Source organism: Polynucleobacter rarus (assembly GCF_003072505.1).
Lineage (GTDB): Bacteria > Pseudomonadota > Gammaproteobacteria > Burkholderiales > Burkholderiaceae > Polynucleobacter > Polynucleobacter rarus.
Map to the genome: position 1 here is coordinate 2521277 of NZ_NTGB01000001.1, position 16548 is coordinate 2537824.

Genomic DNA, 16548 nt, shown 5'->3' on the forward strand with positions numbered 1-16548 from the left:
TTGATTTCAAACTGATATGAATTTGCATCAAATGAAGAAATTTAATTCACCCTTTCAATTTGGGCACCTAGGGCACTCAACTTTACTTCCATGCGATCATAGCCACGGTCAAGATGATATATACGCTCAATCAAGGTCTCTCCTGTTGCCACAAGTCCAGCAATCACTAAACTTGCTGACGCTCTTAAGTCGGTTGCCATGACTGTCGCACCCGACAAATGTTCAACTCCTTCAACCATCGCAATATTGCCATCAATCGAAATTTTCGCGCCTAATCGGTTCATCTCCTGAACGTGCATGAAGCGATTCTCAAAAATAGTTTCTGTAACTCGAGCACTGCCATTGGCAATCGTATTGAGCGCCATAAACTGCGCTTGCATATCCGTTGGAAAAGAAGGGTACTCGGAAGTTCTAAAGCTGATCGGTTGTGGTCTTTTACTCATCTTCGCCACAATCCAATCTTGCCCAATCTGCATTTCTAAGCCAGCTTCTTTTAATTTGGTGATGACGGCCTCAAGCGTGTCTGGACGACAATGGGTTAGTTTGATTTCACCGGTCGTTGCGGCCACAGCGCATAAAAAAGTGCCAGTTTCGATTCGGTCCGCAATAATTTCGTATTCTGCACCATGTAACGCTTCGACACCCTCAATGATGAGATGATCTGTGCCTAAACCAGTAATTTTGGCGCCCATGGCAATTAATAAGTTGGCTAGATCCGTCACTTCAGGTTCTCTTGCGGCGTTTTCTAGAACCGTTCTTCCTTCGGCCAAGACGGCGGCCATCATTAAATTCTCGGTACCCGTCACCGTGATCATATCGGTAAGAATTCTTGCCCCGTGCAAACGACCTGACGCTTCTGGCGCATAAGCTTGGATGTACCCTTGCTCAATATGCATCTTCGCCCCCATCGCTTGCATGCCCTTGATATGCTGATCAACGGGTCTTGCGCCAATTGCACAACCACCCGGCAAAGACACTCTAGCATTACCAAAGCGGGCTAACAGCGGTCCCAAAACCAAAATTGATGCACGCATGGTTTTTACCATGTCATAGGTTGCTTCAGCTTTTGCAATAGTCTGCGCCTGAATTTCTACCACAGTCCTATCCGACTCATTTGGAAAGTGAATACTCACGCCCATTTGCGCAAGCAATTTCAACATAGTTCTTACATCTTGTAAATCCGGTAAGTTACGAAGCGTTAACTTGTCCTTGGTTAACAAGGCGGCGCATAAAATCGGCAAAGCTGCATTTTTTGCACCGGCTATTCTGACTTGACCATGTAAAGGCTTACCACCTCGGATGAATAATTTATCCATATTTATTCTTTACTGAATTATTGATTCAAAACATTAGTTAAACAACTAAGGTTATTTGTTATTGCCCATACTCTTCAGGAGTTAGTGTTTTAAAGGACAAGGCATGAATTTCTGCTTTCATTCTATCCCCGAGGGCAGCATATACTAATTGATGACGCTGAATACGTCGTAAACCCTCAAACTTAGGGCTCACAATCGTTGCATAAAAATGCTGACCATCACCATCTAATGATACGTGAGTGCACTCCAAGCCTAACTCGATATATTCTTTGATTTGCTCTGGGGTTGGATTCATTGGTTTTACTTTAAATAAAAAGATTGAACACTATTTTAGCTTCTTAGCATTAGTGTCTTAATTTATATCCGCTTTTAAGTAACTTTAAGCAGATGAAGGTGACAACAATAAATGCAAATAGTAAGACAAAGAAACTTTGCCAGGGTGACACATCGGATTGACCAAAAAAACCATACCTAAATCCGTCAATCATGTAAAAGAAGGGATTAAAGTGTGAAACTTTTTGCCAAAATGGTGGCAACGAATGAATCGAATAAAAAACTCCAGAGAGCATCGTGAGTGGGGTCACTACAAAATTTTGGGCAGCTGCTAATTGGTCAAATTTATCTGCCCAAATACCTGCAACTAAACCCATGGCACTTAACAAGGCTGAAGCTAGTGTGGCAAAAATAATAATCCAAATAAAGGCTTCAAATGGCACGCTAGCAAAGCCTATCGTGACTAAAAAAACGCCCATCCCAACGACTAAGCCACGGATCATTGCAGCACAAATATATGCGCAAAACATCTCGACATGGGACAGTGGGGCTAACAGAACAAAGACTAAATTCCCCGTAATTTTTGACTGAATAATCGACGAGGAGGTATTTGCGAAGGAGTTTTGCAAAACACTCATCATGATGAGTCCAGGAATCAAAAAAGCTGAATAACCATAGCCATAAATTTTTGGACTGTTTTCTAAAATATGCCCAAAAATGAGTAGGTAAAGAACCGCCGTTAGTACGGGCGCGCCCACTGTCTGAAAAGCTACCTTATAAAACCGTTTCACCTCTTTATGTAAGAGTGTGACAAATCCACTTTGGATTAGTGCAGGAGGTAAGTCACCTAAAGGTGTCAGAGCCTTCGTTGAGAAATCATTCATGATTTGCCTCAGCCATAATTTTTACAAACACGGCCTCTAAGTCAGCCGCACCATCATCGCCCAAGATCCGCACAGGCGCCCCTGGAGGACGATGCTTAGCCAATAAATTTGCGGTGGTATCTAGGGCAACTAATCGCCCTTGTTTTAACATGGCAATCCGGCCGCATAATGACTCGGCCTCTTCCAAATAATGGGTTGTCAGAACAATCGTATGCCCAGCTTGATTGAGGCGACTTACAAACTGCCACAAGGATTGCCGGAGCTCAACATCTACTCCCGCAGTTGGCTCATCTAACACGATTACAGGTGGACGATGAACTAGTGCTTGTGCCACTAAGACCCGACGTTTCATCCCGCCAGATAGAGCTCGCATATTCGAATCGGCTTTACTCGTTAAACCCAGATTAGCCAGAATTTCATCTATCCAATCATCGTTTTTTCGCAGTCCAAAATATCCAGACTGAAACTGTAAAGTTTCACGCACGGTAAAAAATGGATCAAATACGAGCTCTTGTGGCACAACACCTAATTGACGTCTAGACATTCTAAAGTCTTTTTGAACATCAAAACCCATTACTGAAATCGACCCAGAGTCCGGCTTACAGAGTCCTGCCATTGAAGTGATTAAGGTCGTTTTACCGGCACCATTAGGTCCTAATAAACCAAAGAACTCTCCCTGCTGGATCTCTAAACTGACTCCAGCTAAAGCTTGTAAGCTGCCATAGGTCTTTTTGACATTTTGAATGGATATCGCAGACATTGACTACTCGTTACTAGAGCTAATCGGAAGGAGCGTTTCGAGACCGTACACTTTTGATAATGAGACTAATTTTTTTGGAGCCTCAATAATTTTTAAATCTGGATATGTCCTAACGAATGCCATCAAAACAGATAATGCCGTTGAATCAAATTGCGTTAGCTCGCTACCACTCACCACTTGTTCATCGGTATTTTTTGCTAATGCGCTTAAACCGTCTTGACGGATTTTTAATGCATTCTGATGATTGATGGTGGCAGGTAAAACAAACATAAAATTATTTGGCCTTTGATAAGGTTTTATTACGCTCTTGCAAAAAGGTAATTAAGCCATCAATACCACTTTGACTAATTTGATTATTAAATTGGCCTCTATAAGCTTCTACCAACCAGGCACCGAGTACATTTAAATCGTAAACTCGCCAAACATTATTAGCTGTTTTTTCTAATCGATAATCTAATTGAATCGGGTCACCTTTACCAATTACTTGAGTACGAACTACCACTTCGGTATCTTCTGGACTCATCCTAAACGGACGTAACTGAACTGTTTGATCTTTTACTTGGGTTAAAGCACCAGCATAAGTTCTGATTAACAAGAGCTTAAATTCACCAATGATTAATTTTTGTTGTTCAGGAGTTGCCTTTGACCAATGTCGACCCATTGCTAACTGAGTTGTTCTTGCCAAATCTGAGTAGGGCACAATTTTTTGATCAACGAGTGCAATGATTTTATTGATATTGCCGGATTGAATATCTTTATCTGTTTTCGCTGTGTTTAATACATCATTCACAATCGCTTGAACCAACCCATCTGGCGTAGAGTCTACCGTCTGTGCATGCGTTGTGAGTGATGTCACGCTAATGCATAGTAAAGATACTGCCAAAAAATATTGGCTTAATTTCTTAAAAAAAGAGGACGAAGGGATGTAATTTACGGCATTCATTTGCGTTGCTTTCATATTTCAAATTATTTATAACTAACTCTATTTCACTATCAACTTTGTAAGGTTTTTGTGATTAACGTATTCTTTTGTTCTCGGAAGAGTAGTCAGGGGTATTTTCCTCATCTTCCTCTTCCATCATCGGCGGATTTCCATCATAAAGATTGCTTCGTCTTCTCTGCAGATAAGCATCCCTAATAAAGCTATATTTATCAAACGCAGCACTTTCTAATATGTCACTTGAGCCCAAATATTTTGCCCTTTGATCAATAATCCTCACCCCTGTTATGGAGTTTCTTAATGGAATATCATCGATTTTTTTAATTAGGACATCCGTTTGAATATCAAAAAACCAACCGAAAGTATCCCGTACGGTACTCGGGCCAAGCAGTGGCAATACCATGTAGGGCCCATCTGGGAATCCCCAAACGCCGAATGTTTGACCAAAATCTTCATTATGTCTTTCAACTCCAGCAGCTGACGCTGCATCCCAAATACCGCCAAGCCCGATGGTGGTGTTGACCATCACACGCACTACGCCATCAAATGCGTCCTTTGGTTTACCTTGCAAAAGGCTATTTACAGAGTTATATACATCCCCAACGTTTGAAAAAACGTTCCTAATTCCTGTCCGAACAATATTTGGTAACACATATTCATACGCCTTTGTAACAGGCCGAATTAAATAGTCATCTAAGCCATCATTAAAGGAAAGAACTGCTCTATTGGTTTCTTCCCAAGGATCTTTTTTAATCCGCACTTGCCCCTCTGGGATTGAGGCACAAGATACCAAAGCGAGGGCCAAAATGGCTAGACTCAATCTTTGAATTGTTACGATAAAAGAATTGTGAGGTGTTTTCATTAATTTATTTTTTATCTGAATCTTTCCCAGAATCAGCAGCTTTGCTATATAAGAACTGACTAATAAGACTTTCTAAAACGATTGCGGACTGAGTTTGCGTTATTTTACTGTTTTCACTCAAAACTTTCTCATCTCCACCTGCTTCTAAACCAATATATTGTTCACCCAGCAAGCCAGAGGTGAGAATTCTAGCAGAGGAATCTTTCGGAAAATGGAATTTTTCATCAATATTTAAGGTCACTCTTGCTTGATAATTTTTATCATCAAAATCGATCGAAGCCACCCGCCCCACCACTACCCCAGCACTTTTTACAGGTGCTCTGGGTTTTAAACCGCCGATATTATCAAAGACTGCAGAGACACTATAGGTTTTTGAAAAACTAAAAGTACTCATATTTCCAGCTTTTAAAGCTAAAAATAACAAGGCTGCAAAACCTATTAGGACAAATAGTCCAACCCAAAAATCTAAGATATTTTTCTTCATTGCATCCTCACCATTGGATTTATATCAGTTTTCTATGACAGTTAAGTCGAAAACATCACCGCTGTTAATAAAAAGTCGAGTGCTAAAACCGTTAATGACGATATCACCACTGTTCTTGTTGTCGCTAATGAGACTCCCTCTGGAGTCGCTTTACTTTCAAAACCTTGGTACAAGGCTATAAATGTGACAGCTATACCGAAGACTACACTCTTAATTACCCCGTTACCAATATCTTTGATTACATCAACCCCGCCTTGCATTTGAGACCAAAATGCACCAGAATCGACACCAATTAACTGCACGCCTACTAAGTAACCGCCTAAAATGCCGACAGCACTGAAGATTGCGGCTAGGATTGGCATGGCAATAATTCCGCCCCATAATCTTGGAGCTAAGACCCGAGAAAGAGGGTCAACAGCCATCATTTCCATTGCGCTCAGTTGCTCGCCTGCTTTCATCAAACCAATTTCAGCAGTTAAAGAGGTTCCGGCACGCCCTGCAAATAAAAGGGCTGTCACAACTGGGCCTAATTCACGCGTGAGTGATAATGCAACTAAAAGCCCTAGCGCCTGTTCTGATCCATAGCGATTCAAGGTGTAATAACCTTGCAAACCCAGTACAAAGCCCACGAATAATCCTGATACAGCAATAATGACAAAGGAGTAATTGCCCAAGAAAAACACTTGATCTCTTACTAAATGAAAGCGTTTAAAGATACTTCCTGATCGTGCAAGAATCGCAAAAAACATCCTAGTCGCATATCCAAGACTAAGCACATTCGTTCGAATCATTGCTCCGAGTCGGGTAATTTGTTCTGAAATCATACTAATTTTGCTTTATTTGCTGAATCTTGTTTTTGTTCTATACCAAAGTCTCGACCAATATCAGCTCCAGGATAGTGAAACGGAACTGGGCCGTCCGGTTGAGCATGAATAAACTGTTGCACAAACGGGTCTTTCGATTCCTTTAATGCTTCTGGAGTACCCTTTGCAGCAATTTTTCCATCAGCAATAAAATAAACATAATCAGCGATGCCAAAAGTTTCAGGTACATCGTGGGTTACCATAATACTCGTAGCCCCTAGTGCACTGTTCATATCTTTGATTAAATGGGCTGTAACACCCAAGGCAATTGGGTCTAGGCCTGCGAACGGCTCATCATACATGATTAGCGGTGGATCTAAGGCCACAGCTCTTGCAAATGCAACACGTCTAGCCATTCCCCCAGAAATTTGTGAGGGCATTAAATCTCTAGCATTTCTGAGACCGACTGCATTGAGTTTCATCATGACTAAGTCACGAATCATTTCTTCATCTAAATCTGTGTGCTCACGTAATGGGAAGGCTACATTTTCAAATACGCTGATATCTGTAAAAAGTGCTCCAAATTGAAACAACATTCCCATTTTGCGGCGTGCGCTGATTAAACCTTGATGATCCAATTTACTAATATCCTGATCATCAAATTTAACTTGTCCGGAGCTTGCAAGGACTTGACCACCTAGCAGACGAAGAATTGTGGTTTTACCACAACCTGATCCTCCCATGACGGCGGTCACTTTTCCTCTTTGAAACTCCATATCCAAACCGCTTAGAATCTTTCTTTCGCCAGGGGCGTAAGAAAATTCCACTTTGCTTAAAGAGGCGATAATATTGTTAGGTATGGATTCCATCCCATTATTATCATTCAAATTTGTATTACAAAAAGTTTTCTTACTAATTCCTTAAAATTCTGATGTTTTTTCACTTTCTACGGTCTTTTTGCTACAAAGATCCGTTATTTTGATCAAACTTTCATAAAAAAAAACGGATATAGACTTCTGTTTCAACTCTTAAGCAAATAATTTATCATCAAAAATTGCTACTGCTCTAGTCCATCCCGCAGAGGCACCTCTTATTTTGTGAGGAAAACAACTAATATAAAATCCGAACGGTGGTAAAGCCTCTAAGTTGTGTAATTTTTCTAAATGACAATAGCCAATATCTCGTCCTGCTTTATGACCTTCCCAGATTAGACTCGAATCTTTCGTTTCTTCATATTTCTTTTGCGTATGAACAAAGGGTGCATCCCAACTCCAACCATCAATTCCAGTTAAGCGCACTCCACGCTCTAATAAATACATGGTTGCTTCGTATCCCATGCCACATCCCGACGACACATAATCATCGTGTCCAAAGCGGGAACCAGCTCGCGTATTTACAACCACAATATCTAAAGGTTGAAGTGTGTAGTTGATTCGTTTTAACTCCTCTTCTACATCTTTTGCAGTTACAACATAACCGTCCGCAAAATGTCTAAAGTCTAGTTTTACTCCGGGAGCAAAACACCACTCCAGTGGTACTTGATCAATCGTAATAGATGGTTTTTTTTCACCTAAAGCATCGTCCATCGTATTGTGAAAATGATAAGGCGCATCTAAGTGCGTCCCATTATGTGTCGAGATGGTTGCAACCTCTACTGCCCATCCCTGGCCATCCGGCAATTCATTTTTTTGTAAGCCTGGAAAAAATTCCGCAATGCGCTCTACCGTATCTGCATGAGTAAAGTACTCTATTTTAGGTTTAAACGAGGGTGGATCACTAATCGTTTCATTGTCTAAATAGATCGAAATATCTATTAATTTTCTTGTCATTTTGTCCCCTACTTTTGTTGTTTATTTAATTTACCACAACTCATTTTTTGGGGACTTTATTTAATTCTAATTTTCTTAATGATATCCAACTTTTTCTAATATCTCTTGGGAAGTTTTTTGATGCTTCGCAAAAGCGTCCATTGGAATGTTTTCCACAATGAAATTTCCTAATTTTTTTAAAACATCATTTTCTACTTCAACTGTTTTTACAACTGCCCACTCATGATTTCTATTTGCAAAGTATTTTTGTGCTTCATCACTCGCCAAATATTCCATAAATTCTATTGACTCTTTAAGGTGAGGTGCATTCTTTGCTACACCTGCACCAATTATATTTATATGTGTTCCTGTAGTTGTTTGATTCGGCCAAATATATCCAATGTTACTGATAACTTTTTGATCTTCTGGTTTACTTGATTTCATTAAGCGCGCTAAGTAATATGAATTTGTTAAGGTCACCCCACACTCTCCATTAGCTACAGCTTTGATTTGGTCCGTATCTCCTCCGCTGGGAGATCTAGCCATATTTCGAACTATGCCTTTTGCCCAATCTTCAGTTGCCCTTTCACCTTGTAACTCTATTCTTGATCCCATTAACGAAAGCATATAAGGGTGAGTTCCCGACCGAGTACATACCATCCCTTTATTGATTGGATCTGCTAGTTTTTCGTAGGTATCGACATCCGTTGGTTTTACTTTTGATTTGTTATAGACAATCATCCTAGCTCTAGTTGTCACTCCAAACCAAGTTGATCCGTAAGTATCCTTTTTGGATCTTAAATTTTCAGGTATGCGTTCCTCAAGATATTGTGAATGGATTCGTTTGAAGAACCCCTCATGTTCAATCTTCCAAAGTCTTGATGCGTCCACCAACATAATGACATCGGCAGGGCTTCTTAGATCATTGCCTTTTAATCTTTCACTAAGTTCGCTTTCAGTCGCTTCGATACGATTTATTTTGATACCTGTTTTCTTTGTAAATTCGCTATAAAGCGTCTCATCTGTTGGAAAATGTCTGGTCGCATAAAGATTGATTTCCTTTTGTTTTAAGGCTTCAACATTAGTTTGACTATTCGTGATCGTTCCATAACTGCAACCTACTACAACCATCAAAATACTGATGTTCTTTTGAAAAGTACGATTTCTCATCCGCGAATCCTTTATTTAATTTGACTAAATTTCATTTTATCGCAAATGAGAATCATTATCATTTATAAGGGATTTTTTACTTCTTTTCTTACGTATTTCTATTTTTAATAAGGAATGAAGCTACTTTTATTGACATTATTTGGGTAAATATCAATACGCGATGAGGCACACTATCAGTTTTGAGAAAAACTTTTCTTACCGATTAATCAAGCTACCCAAAAGTTAGGTGCAAACTCTAACTTTTGGGAGATCGCTTTTATAGTTTGAAGGACTTAGTTTGGCAGTTCACTTGAACCCATTAAAAACTCATCAACTGCTCTAGCACATTGGCGACCCTCACGGATAGCCCATACAACTAAAGATTGACCACGTCTCATATCGCCTGCTGCAAAGACCTTTGGTTGATTGGTTTGATAAGCTTTCATACCATCTACAGTTGCTTTGGCATTTCCACGATTATCTTTTTCGACACCAAAACCAGCAAGAATCTGCTGAGCTGGAGAAACAAAGCCCATGGCTAAGAAAACTAATTCAGCTTGCATTTCAAACTCTGAATCCGGAATTTCAGCCATTTTGCCATCACGCCATTCGAGACGTACACCAATCAGTTTCTCAAGTTTGCCATCTTTACCTTCAAAACGTTTTGTAGCAACTGACCAATCTCTTGCGCAACCTTCTTCATGGGAAGATGAAGTACGCAATTTAGTTGGCCAATATGGCCATACCAATGGTTTATTTTCCTCTTGTGGAGGCTGTGGTAATAACTCAAATTGGCTGACAGATTTGGCACCATGACGATTCGACGTTCCCACACAATCTGAACCCGTGTCACCCCCACCAATCACAATCACATGCTTACCTTTAGCATCAATCGTGTTTTTTATATCGCCAGCAACTTCTTTATTTTGCGGAATTAAAAACTCTAACGCGTAGTGCACCCCTTTTAGGTCACGTCCAGGTATTGGTAAGTCTCTTGGTTGCTCTGCACCACCACTAATAATGACTGCATCATATTTTGCTAGCAACTCATCGGGGTCTACTCTTTTTTGTGAGTAATCTTTAATGGCAGGATCTAACTGCTCTTTACCAACAAACACACCGGTTACAAACGTCACACCTTCTGCTTCCATTTGCTCAACTCGTCTATCGATTAACCATTTCTCCATTTTGAAGTCAGGGATACCGTAACGCAGTAATCCGCCCACACGATCATTTTTTTCATAAACACTTACATCATGTCCAACTCTTGCCAACTGTTGAGCAGCCGCTAGTCCTGCAGGACCTGAACCAACGATAGCAATCTTTTTGCCTGTCTTATGGGTTGGTAATTGTGGTTTAACCCAGCCGTTTTCCCATGCTTTATCAATAATTGCATGTTCAATTGACTTAATACCTACTGGATCACTATTGATTCCTAAAGTACAAGCTGATTCACATGGTGCCGGACAAATTCTGCCAGTAAACTCCGGAAAATTATTTGTCGAATGTAAAACTGCAATCGCGGCTTCCCAATCTTGCTGAAATACTAATTCATTGAAATCAGGAATAATATTGTTTACAGGGCAGCCATTATTACAAAATGGAATACCACAATCCATACAACGCGCACCTTGCGTTTTTGCCTCTTCATTTGTAAGTGGTGCTACAAATTCTTTATAGTGTTTGACGCGTGTTAAAGGTGCTTCATAATGCTCGGACTGACGTTCAAAGTCCATAAATCCTGTCATTTTTCCCATGGCAATCTCTCTTATTCTTTCGTTAAACTTTTTCAGTTTTCTGTTCTGCTAAACCCTGAGCTTTTTCCCACAACTCACCTAGTGCTCTCTTGTACTCTGTTGGGAATACTTTGATAAAGCGTGCCCTTTCAGTTTCCCAATTACCTAGTATTTTTTTAGCCTGTTCTGAGCCGGTGTAACGGAAATGTTTTTCTACTAAATCCTTTAGGATTTCCTCATCACAAATACGTTTGCCACCTTCTTTTACATTTTCAGGAGCGTGCCACTGAGATACGGGAATTTGCTTTTCTTGTTCTTGTTTAGAGAGTACTGGCTCTAAAGTTGCCATCGTTGTATTACAACGTTTAGCAAATAAACCATCTTCATCATAAACATAAGCAATTCCGCCACTCATACCCGCTGCAAAATTACGTCCAGTATTTCCTAAAACAACAATCGTGCCGCCAGTCATATACTCTGCACCGTGGTCGCCTGTTCCTTCAACAACTGCAATCGCACCAGAGTTACGCACCGCAAAACGCTCGCCAGCTACACCATTGAAGTAGGCTTCACCTGCAATCGCTCCATATAAAACAGTATTACCAACGATGATATTTTCGCTTGGATGTCCTTTGAACTCGTTTGGTACTCTGACAATCACGCGTCCGCCTGATAAACCTTTACCAACGTAATCGTTTCCGTCACCAACTAGGTCAAATGTAATTCCATGTGCTAAAAATGCCGCAAAACTTTGACCAGCTGTACCATTTAATTGAACGTGGATCGTGTCATCAGGAAGACCAGCATGGCCGTACCTTTTTGCCACTTCACCAGACAACATTGCTCCAACTGTACGGTTTACATTATTTACTTGAGTAATGAACGAAACTCTTGTGCCCTGATTAATTGCCTCTTGAGCTTTTGCAACTAACTCATGATCAAGCGCTTTTTCTAAGCCATGGTCTTGGATTTGAACTTGACGTAAGTCAGAGTTAATTTGTTGATCTGGCTGTGCAAAGATCTTTCTGAAATCTAAGCCTTTTGCTTTCCAATGCTCGATTCCCTTCTTTGTGTCCAGTAAATCTACTCGACCTACTAGTTCATCAAAAGTTCTAATTCCTAATTGAGCCATAATTTCTCTAACTTCCTCAGCTACATAGAAGAAGAAATTCACAACGTATTCTGGCTTGCCGGAGAATTTTTTTCTAAGAACTGGATCCTGCGTCGCAACCCCTACTGGACAGGTATTGAGATGACACTTTCTCATCATGATGCAACCTTCTACCACTAATGGTGCGGTTGCAAAACCAAATTCTTCAGCACCTAACAGTGCTCCAATCACAACATCTCTACCAGTTTTCATTTGGCCATCTGCTTGGACTCGAATACGTCCGCGTAACCCATTTAACACTAAGGTTTGTTGAGTTTCAGCCAAACCTAATTCCCAAGGTGAGCCTGCATGTTTGATAGAAGATAATGGTGAGGCACCAGTACCACCATCATGTCCAGCAATCACAACGTGGTCTGCTTTTGCTTTGGCAACGCCAGCAGCAACCGTTCCAACGCCAACTTCAGAAACTAGTTTCACAGAAATATCTGCGCTCGAATTGACATTCTTTAAATCGTGAATCAACTGCGCCAAATCTTCAATTGAATAAATATCGTGGTGTGGAGGTGGTGATATTAATCCCACTCCTGGCACAGAGTAACGTAATTTTCCAATGTAATCAGATACTTTTCCACCCGGCAATTGACCACCTTCACCAGGTTTTGCACCTTGTGCCATCTTAATTTGTATTTGATCGGCCGAAGTTAAATACTCTGCGGTTACACCAAAACGACCAGACGCAACCTGCTTAATTTTTGAGCGTAATGAATCGCCAGCTTGAAGTGGAATATCAGCTTCAATTACATCTTTGCCGAGCTGCGATGCCAAGCTCTCACCAGTACCAATCTTAATCCCTTTTAATTCATTGGTATAACGGTTCTGATCTTCTCCACCCTCACCCGTATTCGATTTACCACCAATTCGGTTCATTGCAACTGCTAATGTTGCATGGGCTTCAGTCGAAATAGATCCTAAAGACATCGCACCAGTTGCAAAACGTTTAACGATTTCTTTTGCAGACTCTACTTCAGAAACGTCAATTGCATTACTTGGTTCGATTTTGAATTCAAACAAACCTCTCAAAGTCATATGACGCTTACTTTGATCGTTAATTAAATTCGCATATTCTTTGTAAGTCTGATAACCACCATTTTCAGGCCCAGCCTTCGTCGAGTGTTGTAATTTCGCGATGGAATCAGGAGTCCACATATGATCTTCGCCACGAATTCTGAAGGCATACTCGCCACCTGCATCCAACATATTTGCTAAGACCGGATCTTCACTAAATGCTTTTTGATGCATTAATATGGCTTCTTCAGCTACTTCAAATATTCCGATTCCACCGACATTAGATGCTGTTCCGCTAAAGTACTTTTCAACTAACTCATCTGACAGTCCAATTGCTTCAAAAATTTGCGAACCTGTGTAAGACATATAGGTAGAGATACCCATTTTTGACATTACTTTTTGCAAGCCTTTTCCTACGGCCTTGATGTAATTCTTAATGGCTTTTTCTGCTGATAAATCACTTGGTAAATTTTTTGCTAAATCAGCTAATGTTTCCATTGCTAGGTAAGGGTGGATAGCTTCTGCGCCATAACCTGCCAATAAAGCAAAGTGATGTGTTTCTCTAGCTGACCCAGTTTCTATTACAAGTCCAGTACTCGTTCTTAAACCTTTTTGTACGAGATGCTGGTGAATTGTAGACGTAGCTAATAGTGCCGGAATTGCCACAAAATCCTGAGCTACTTGACGATCACTCACAATTAAAATGTTAAAGCCAGAATGCACCGCATCCACTGCTTCAGCGCATAAAGATGCTAGTCTTGCTTCAATACCATCTTTACCCCATGCGATCGGATAGCAAATATCTAATTCATGCGTTCTAAATTTTCCGCCTGTATATTGCTCGATATTTCTAATTTTTGAAATCGCTTCAAAATCTAAAATTGGCTGACTTACCTCTAGTCGCATCGGAGGGTTAATATTGTTGGTATCTAAAAGATTGGGTTTAGGACCAATGAAAGATACCAAAGACATGACCATGTTTTCACGGATGGAGTCAATTGGAGGATTCGTAACTTGAGCAAACAACTGTTTAAAGTAGTTATATAGAATCTTATTTTTATTCGATAAAACAGCAAGTGGACTATCGTTACCCATTGAACCAATCGCTTCTTCACCAGAAAGCGCCATTGGTGCCATCAAAAACTTCAAATCTTCTTGAGAGTATCCAAATGCTTGTTGACGATCTAATAGCTTAGCTGGACTACGGCTTGTCGTGGAAGATTCTACGGCAATATTTTTAACCGTCAGTTCGTCTAATTTAATTCTTACTGCTTCAATCCAACTCTTGTATGGCTTAGCTTTAGATAAAGAGTCTTTTAATTCTTCATCTTCAATGATTCGGCCCTGTTCCATATCGATGAGGAACATCTTGCCTGGCTGCAGGCGCCATTTTTTTACAATCTTTCCTTCTGGAAATTGAAGTACGCCTGCCTCAGATGCCATGATGACTAAATCGTCATCTGTTACATAGTATCTTGCAGGGCGCAGTCCGTTACGGTCTAAGGTTGCTCCAATTTGTCTACCGTCAGTAAATGCAATTGCGGCTGGACCATCCCATGGTTCCATCATTGCGGCGTGATACTCATAAAACGCTCTACGATTTGTATCCATCAAAGTATGCTGCTCCCAAGCTTCTGGAATCATCATCATCATGGCATGCGTAAGAGGGTAACCCGCCATGACTAGCAACTCTAAACAGTTATCGAAACTGGCTGTATCAGATTGACCTGGGTAAATTAAAGGCCATAATTTTTTCAAATCATCGCCCAACACAACAGATTTGATCGCTCCTGTTCTAGCATTAATCCAGTTGACATTGCCTTTTACAGTATTAATTTCACCGTTGTGAGCAATTAATCGGTAAGGATGTGCTAACTCCCAAGCTGGGAATGTGTTTGTCGAAAAGCGTTGGTGGACCATTGCTAAAGCAGATACAAATCTTTCATCCGTTAAATCTGTATAGTAAGCTCCAACTTGATTTGCGAGAAGAAGACCTTTGTAAACGATCGTTCTAGCAGACATTGAAGTTACAAAATACTCCTTACCATGCTTTAAATTTAAATTTTGAATGGCATGGCTTGCAGACTTGCGAATAATATATAACTTACGCTCTAAAGCATCTGTAGTCATAATTTCTCGACCACGACCAATGAAAATTTGACGAATCACTGGCTCTGATTTTCTGACGTTCGGTGACATTGGCATATTAGCATCTACCGGAACATCTCTCCAGCCCAATATTTCTTGTCCTTCAATTCTGACTGTTCTCTCTAATTCCTGTTCACAAGCTAATCTTGAGGCATGCTCTTTAGGCAAAAAAACCATACCTACGCCATATTCACCATCGGGTGGGAGTTCTACACCATTCTTAGCCATTTCCTCGCGAAATAGCAGATCGGGAATTTGCACCAATATGCCAGCGCCATCACCCATTAAGGCATCTGCACCCACTGCGCCCCGATGATCCAAATTTTCTAATATCTTTAAACCTTGGCTGACAATCTCGTGGGCTCTGTGTCCTTTGATATGCGCTACAAAACCAACACCACACGCATCATGTTCATTGCGTGGGTCGTACAAGCCTTGTGCTTGCGGACGTAAATTCATTTGTTGAGTCATATTTTTCCCATTCTTTTTTGACAATTTTTTTACTGTCAAAAACCCGATATTTAGCTGAAGAATTAAACTATAGGGGAATACCCCCAATACTACAAATGTTATTACACTTACTCTGTCCCCCATTTTGGTTTTGCACCAACTTGGAGAGGAAAATCATGGGGACAGAGTTAATGTATTGCAATTAATTGGCTAATTCTTGTAACCAATTGCGCCATTTTTGTTGGCGCTCAAAGGGAGTATTACCTAAATGCCAAAAAGGGAGAATGTCAACTAGGCCATAATTAGATTCCTGACCAGCATGAATTCGGTAGCTTGACCAAATGTACTGTTCTGGATGTGCCACTAATTTATCTCTAACGCTACTCAGATCAATCATCGCTTGGCACAATAATAGGGCTTGATCTGTTTCAACCACCTTCGAATAGAATCGTCCCTGCCAAACTGTGCCCATTTTCTGGTGCTGTTGGTTATATTTTTGGGTAAATCTTCGACAAAGAGATTGCATGGTTCTGGCAAGACTTGACTCATCTTTAGGCGTCACCAACATTTCTAATTGATTTGGCAAAATGCTGTAAGCATGGATGGTTAACTGATAGGTTTTAGCGGCATCTCTTAACCAAGCTAAGAAATTCAATTTCATTTCATCACTAGCAAAAATCTTCAGAGAATCAAGTCCCTTTGCACGAACGTACATTGGCGTGCCCGGAGTAAGACTTCGCGCTTTTCTTGCCATGCGGA

General features: G+C 40.6%; 15 protein-coding genes. All 15 read right to left on the bottom strand.

The window, feature by feature from the left end; translation table 11 throughout:
- Nucleotides 1–41 precede the first annotated feature (41 nt).
- Nucleotides 42–1316, bottom strand: coding sequence for a UDP-N-acetylglucosamine 1-carboxyvinyltransferase (gene murA / locus AOC35_RS12140; RefSeq protein ID WP_108647341.1), 1275 nt, complete (start codon nt 1314–1316; stop codon nt 42–44).
- A 58-nt stretch (nt 1317–1374) separates the two neighbouring features.
- Nucleotides 1375–1611 carry a BolA family protein gene (locus tag AOC35_RS12145; RefSeq protein WP_108647344.1) on the bottom strand — a complete coding sequence of 79 codons (237 nt, stop codon included), beginning with the start codon at nt 1609–1611 and terminating at the stop codon, nt 1375–1377.
- 49 nt (nt 1612–1660) lie between these two features.
- Nucleotides 1661–2473 (bottom strand): ABC transporter permease, encoded by an 813-nt coding sequence (locus AOC35_RS12150; protein WP_108647345.1) that lies wholly within the window; start codon nt 2471–2473, stop codon nt 1661–1663.
- Nucleotides 2466–3233 (bottom strand): ABC transporter ATP-binding protein, encoded by a 768-nt coding sequence (locus AOC35_RS12155; RefSeq protein ID WP_108647347.1) that lies wholly within the window; start codon nt 3231–3233, stop codon nt 2466–2468. The genes AOC35_RS12150 and AOC35_RS12155 overlap by 8 nt, the downstream gene beginning before the upstream one ends.
- Nucleotides 3234–3236: 3 nt before the next feature.
- Nucleotides 3237–3503: an STAS domain-containing protein gene (locus tag AOC35_RS12160; RefSeq protein ID WP_108647349.1), complete on the bottom strand. Its 267-nt coding sequence runs from the start codon at nt 3501–3503 to the stop codon at nt 3237–3239.
- A gap of 4 nt (nt 3504–3507) precedes the next feature.
- Nucleotides 3508–4176 carry an MlaC/ttg2D family ABC transporter substrate-binding protein gene (locus AOC35_RS12165; RefSeq protein ID WP_108648829.1) on the bottom strand — a complete coding sequence of 223 codons (669 nt, stop codon included), beginning with the start codon at nt 4174–4176 and terminating at the stop codon, nt 3508–3510.
- Nucleotides 4177–4249: 73 nt separating this feature from the next.
- On the bottom strand, nt 4250–5035 hold the full coding sequence (locus tag AOC35_RS12170; RefSeq protein WP_108647351.1) for an MlaA family lipoprotein: 786 nt from the start codon (nt 5033–5035) through the stop codon (nt 4250–4252).
- A 4-nt stretch (nt 5036–5039) separates the two neighbouring features.
- Complete coding sequence (gene mlaD / locus AOC35_RS12175) at nt 5040–5519, bottom strand: outer membrane lipid asymmetry maintenance protein MlaD (RefSeq protein ID WP_108647354.1); 480 nt, start codon at nt 5517–5519, stop codon at nt 5040–5042.
- A gap of 41 nt (nt 5520–5560) precedes the next feature.
- The gene (gene mlaE / locus AOC35_RS12180) at nt 5561–6343 is read right to left on the bottom strand and encodes a lipid asymmetry maintenance ABC transporter permease subunit MlaE (RefSeq protein ID WP_108647356.1); all 783 of its coding nucleotides are present in this window, start codon (nt 6341–6343) and stop codon (nt 5561–5563) included.
- Nucleotides 6340–7191, bottom strand: a complete 852-nt coding sequence (locus AOC35_RS12185; protein ID WP_108647358.1) for an ABC transporter ATP-binding protein — start codon at nt 7189–7191, stop codon at nt 6340–6342. Before AOC35_RS12185 ends, mlaE begins: the two co-directional genes overlap by 4 nt.
- Before the next feature lie 159 nt (nt 7192–7350).
- Nucleotides 7351–8151 carry a cyclase family protein gene (locus AOC35_RS12190; RefSeq protein ID WP_108647360.1) on the bottom strand — a complete coding sequence of 267 codons (801 nt, stop codon included), beginning with the start codon at nt 8149–8151 and terminating at the stop codon, nt 7351–7353.
- A gap of 75 nt (nt 8152–8226) precedes the next feature.
- Entirely contained in the window at nt 8227–9300 is a 1074-nt protein-coding gene (locus tag AOC35_RS12195) for an extracellular solute-binding protein (protein WP_245898508.1), read from the bottom strand.
- A gap of 272 nt (nt 9301–9572) precedes the next feature.
- Nucleotides 9573–11036 carry a glutamate synthase subunit beta gene (locus tag AOC35_RS12200; protein WP_108647362.1) on the bottom strand — a complete coding sequence of 488 codons (1464 nt, stop codon included), beginning with the start codon at nt 11034–11036 and terminating at the stop codon, nt 9573–9575.
- A 22-nt stretch (nt 11037–11058) separates the two neighbouring features.
- Nucleotides 11059–15810, bottom strand: coding sequence for a glutamate synthase-related protein (locus AOC35_RS12205; protein ID WP_108647364.1), 4752 nt, complete (start codon nt 15808–15810; stop codon nt 11059–11061).
- Between the two features lie 181 nt (nt 15811–15991).
- A complete protein-coding gene (locus AOC35_RS12210; protein ID WP_108647366.1) occupies nt 15992–16543 on the bottom strand; it encodes a transposase in 552 nt (183 codons plus the stop codon).
- Nucleotides 16544–16548 lie beyond the last annotated feature (5 nt).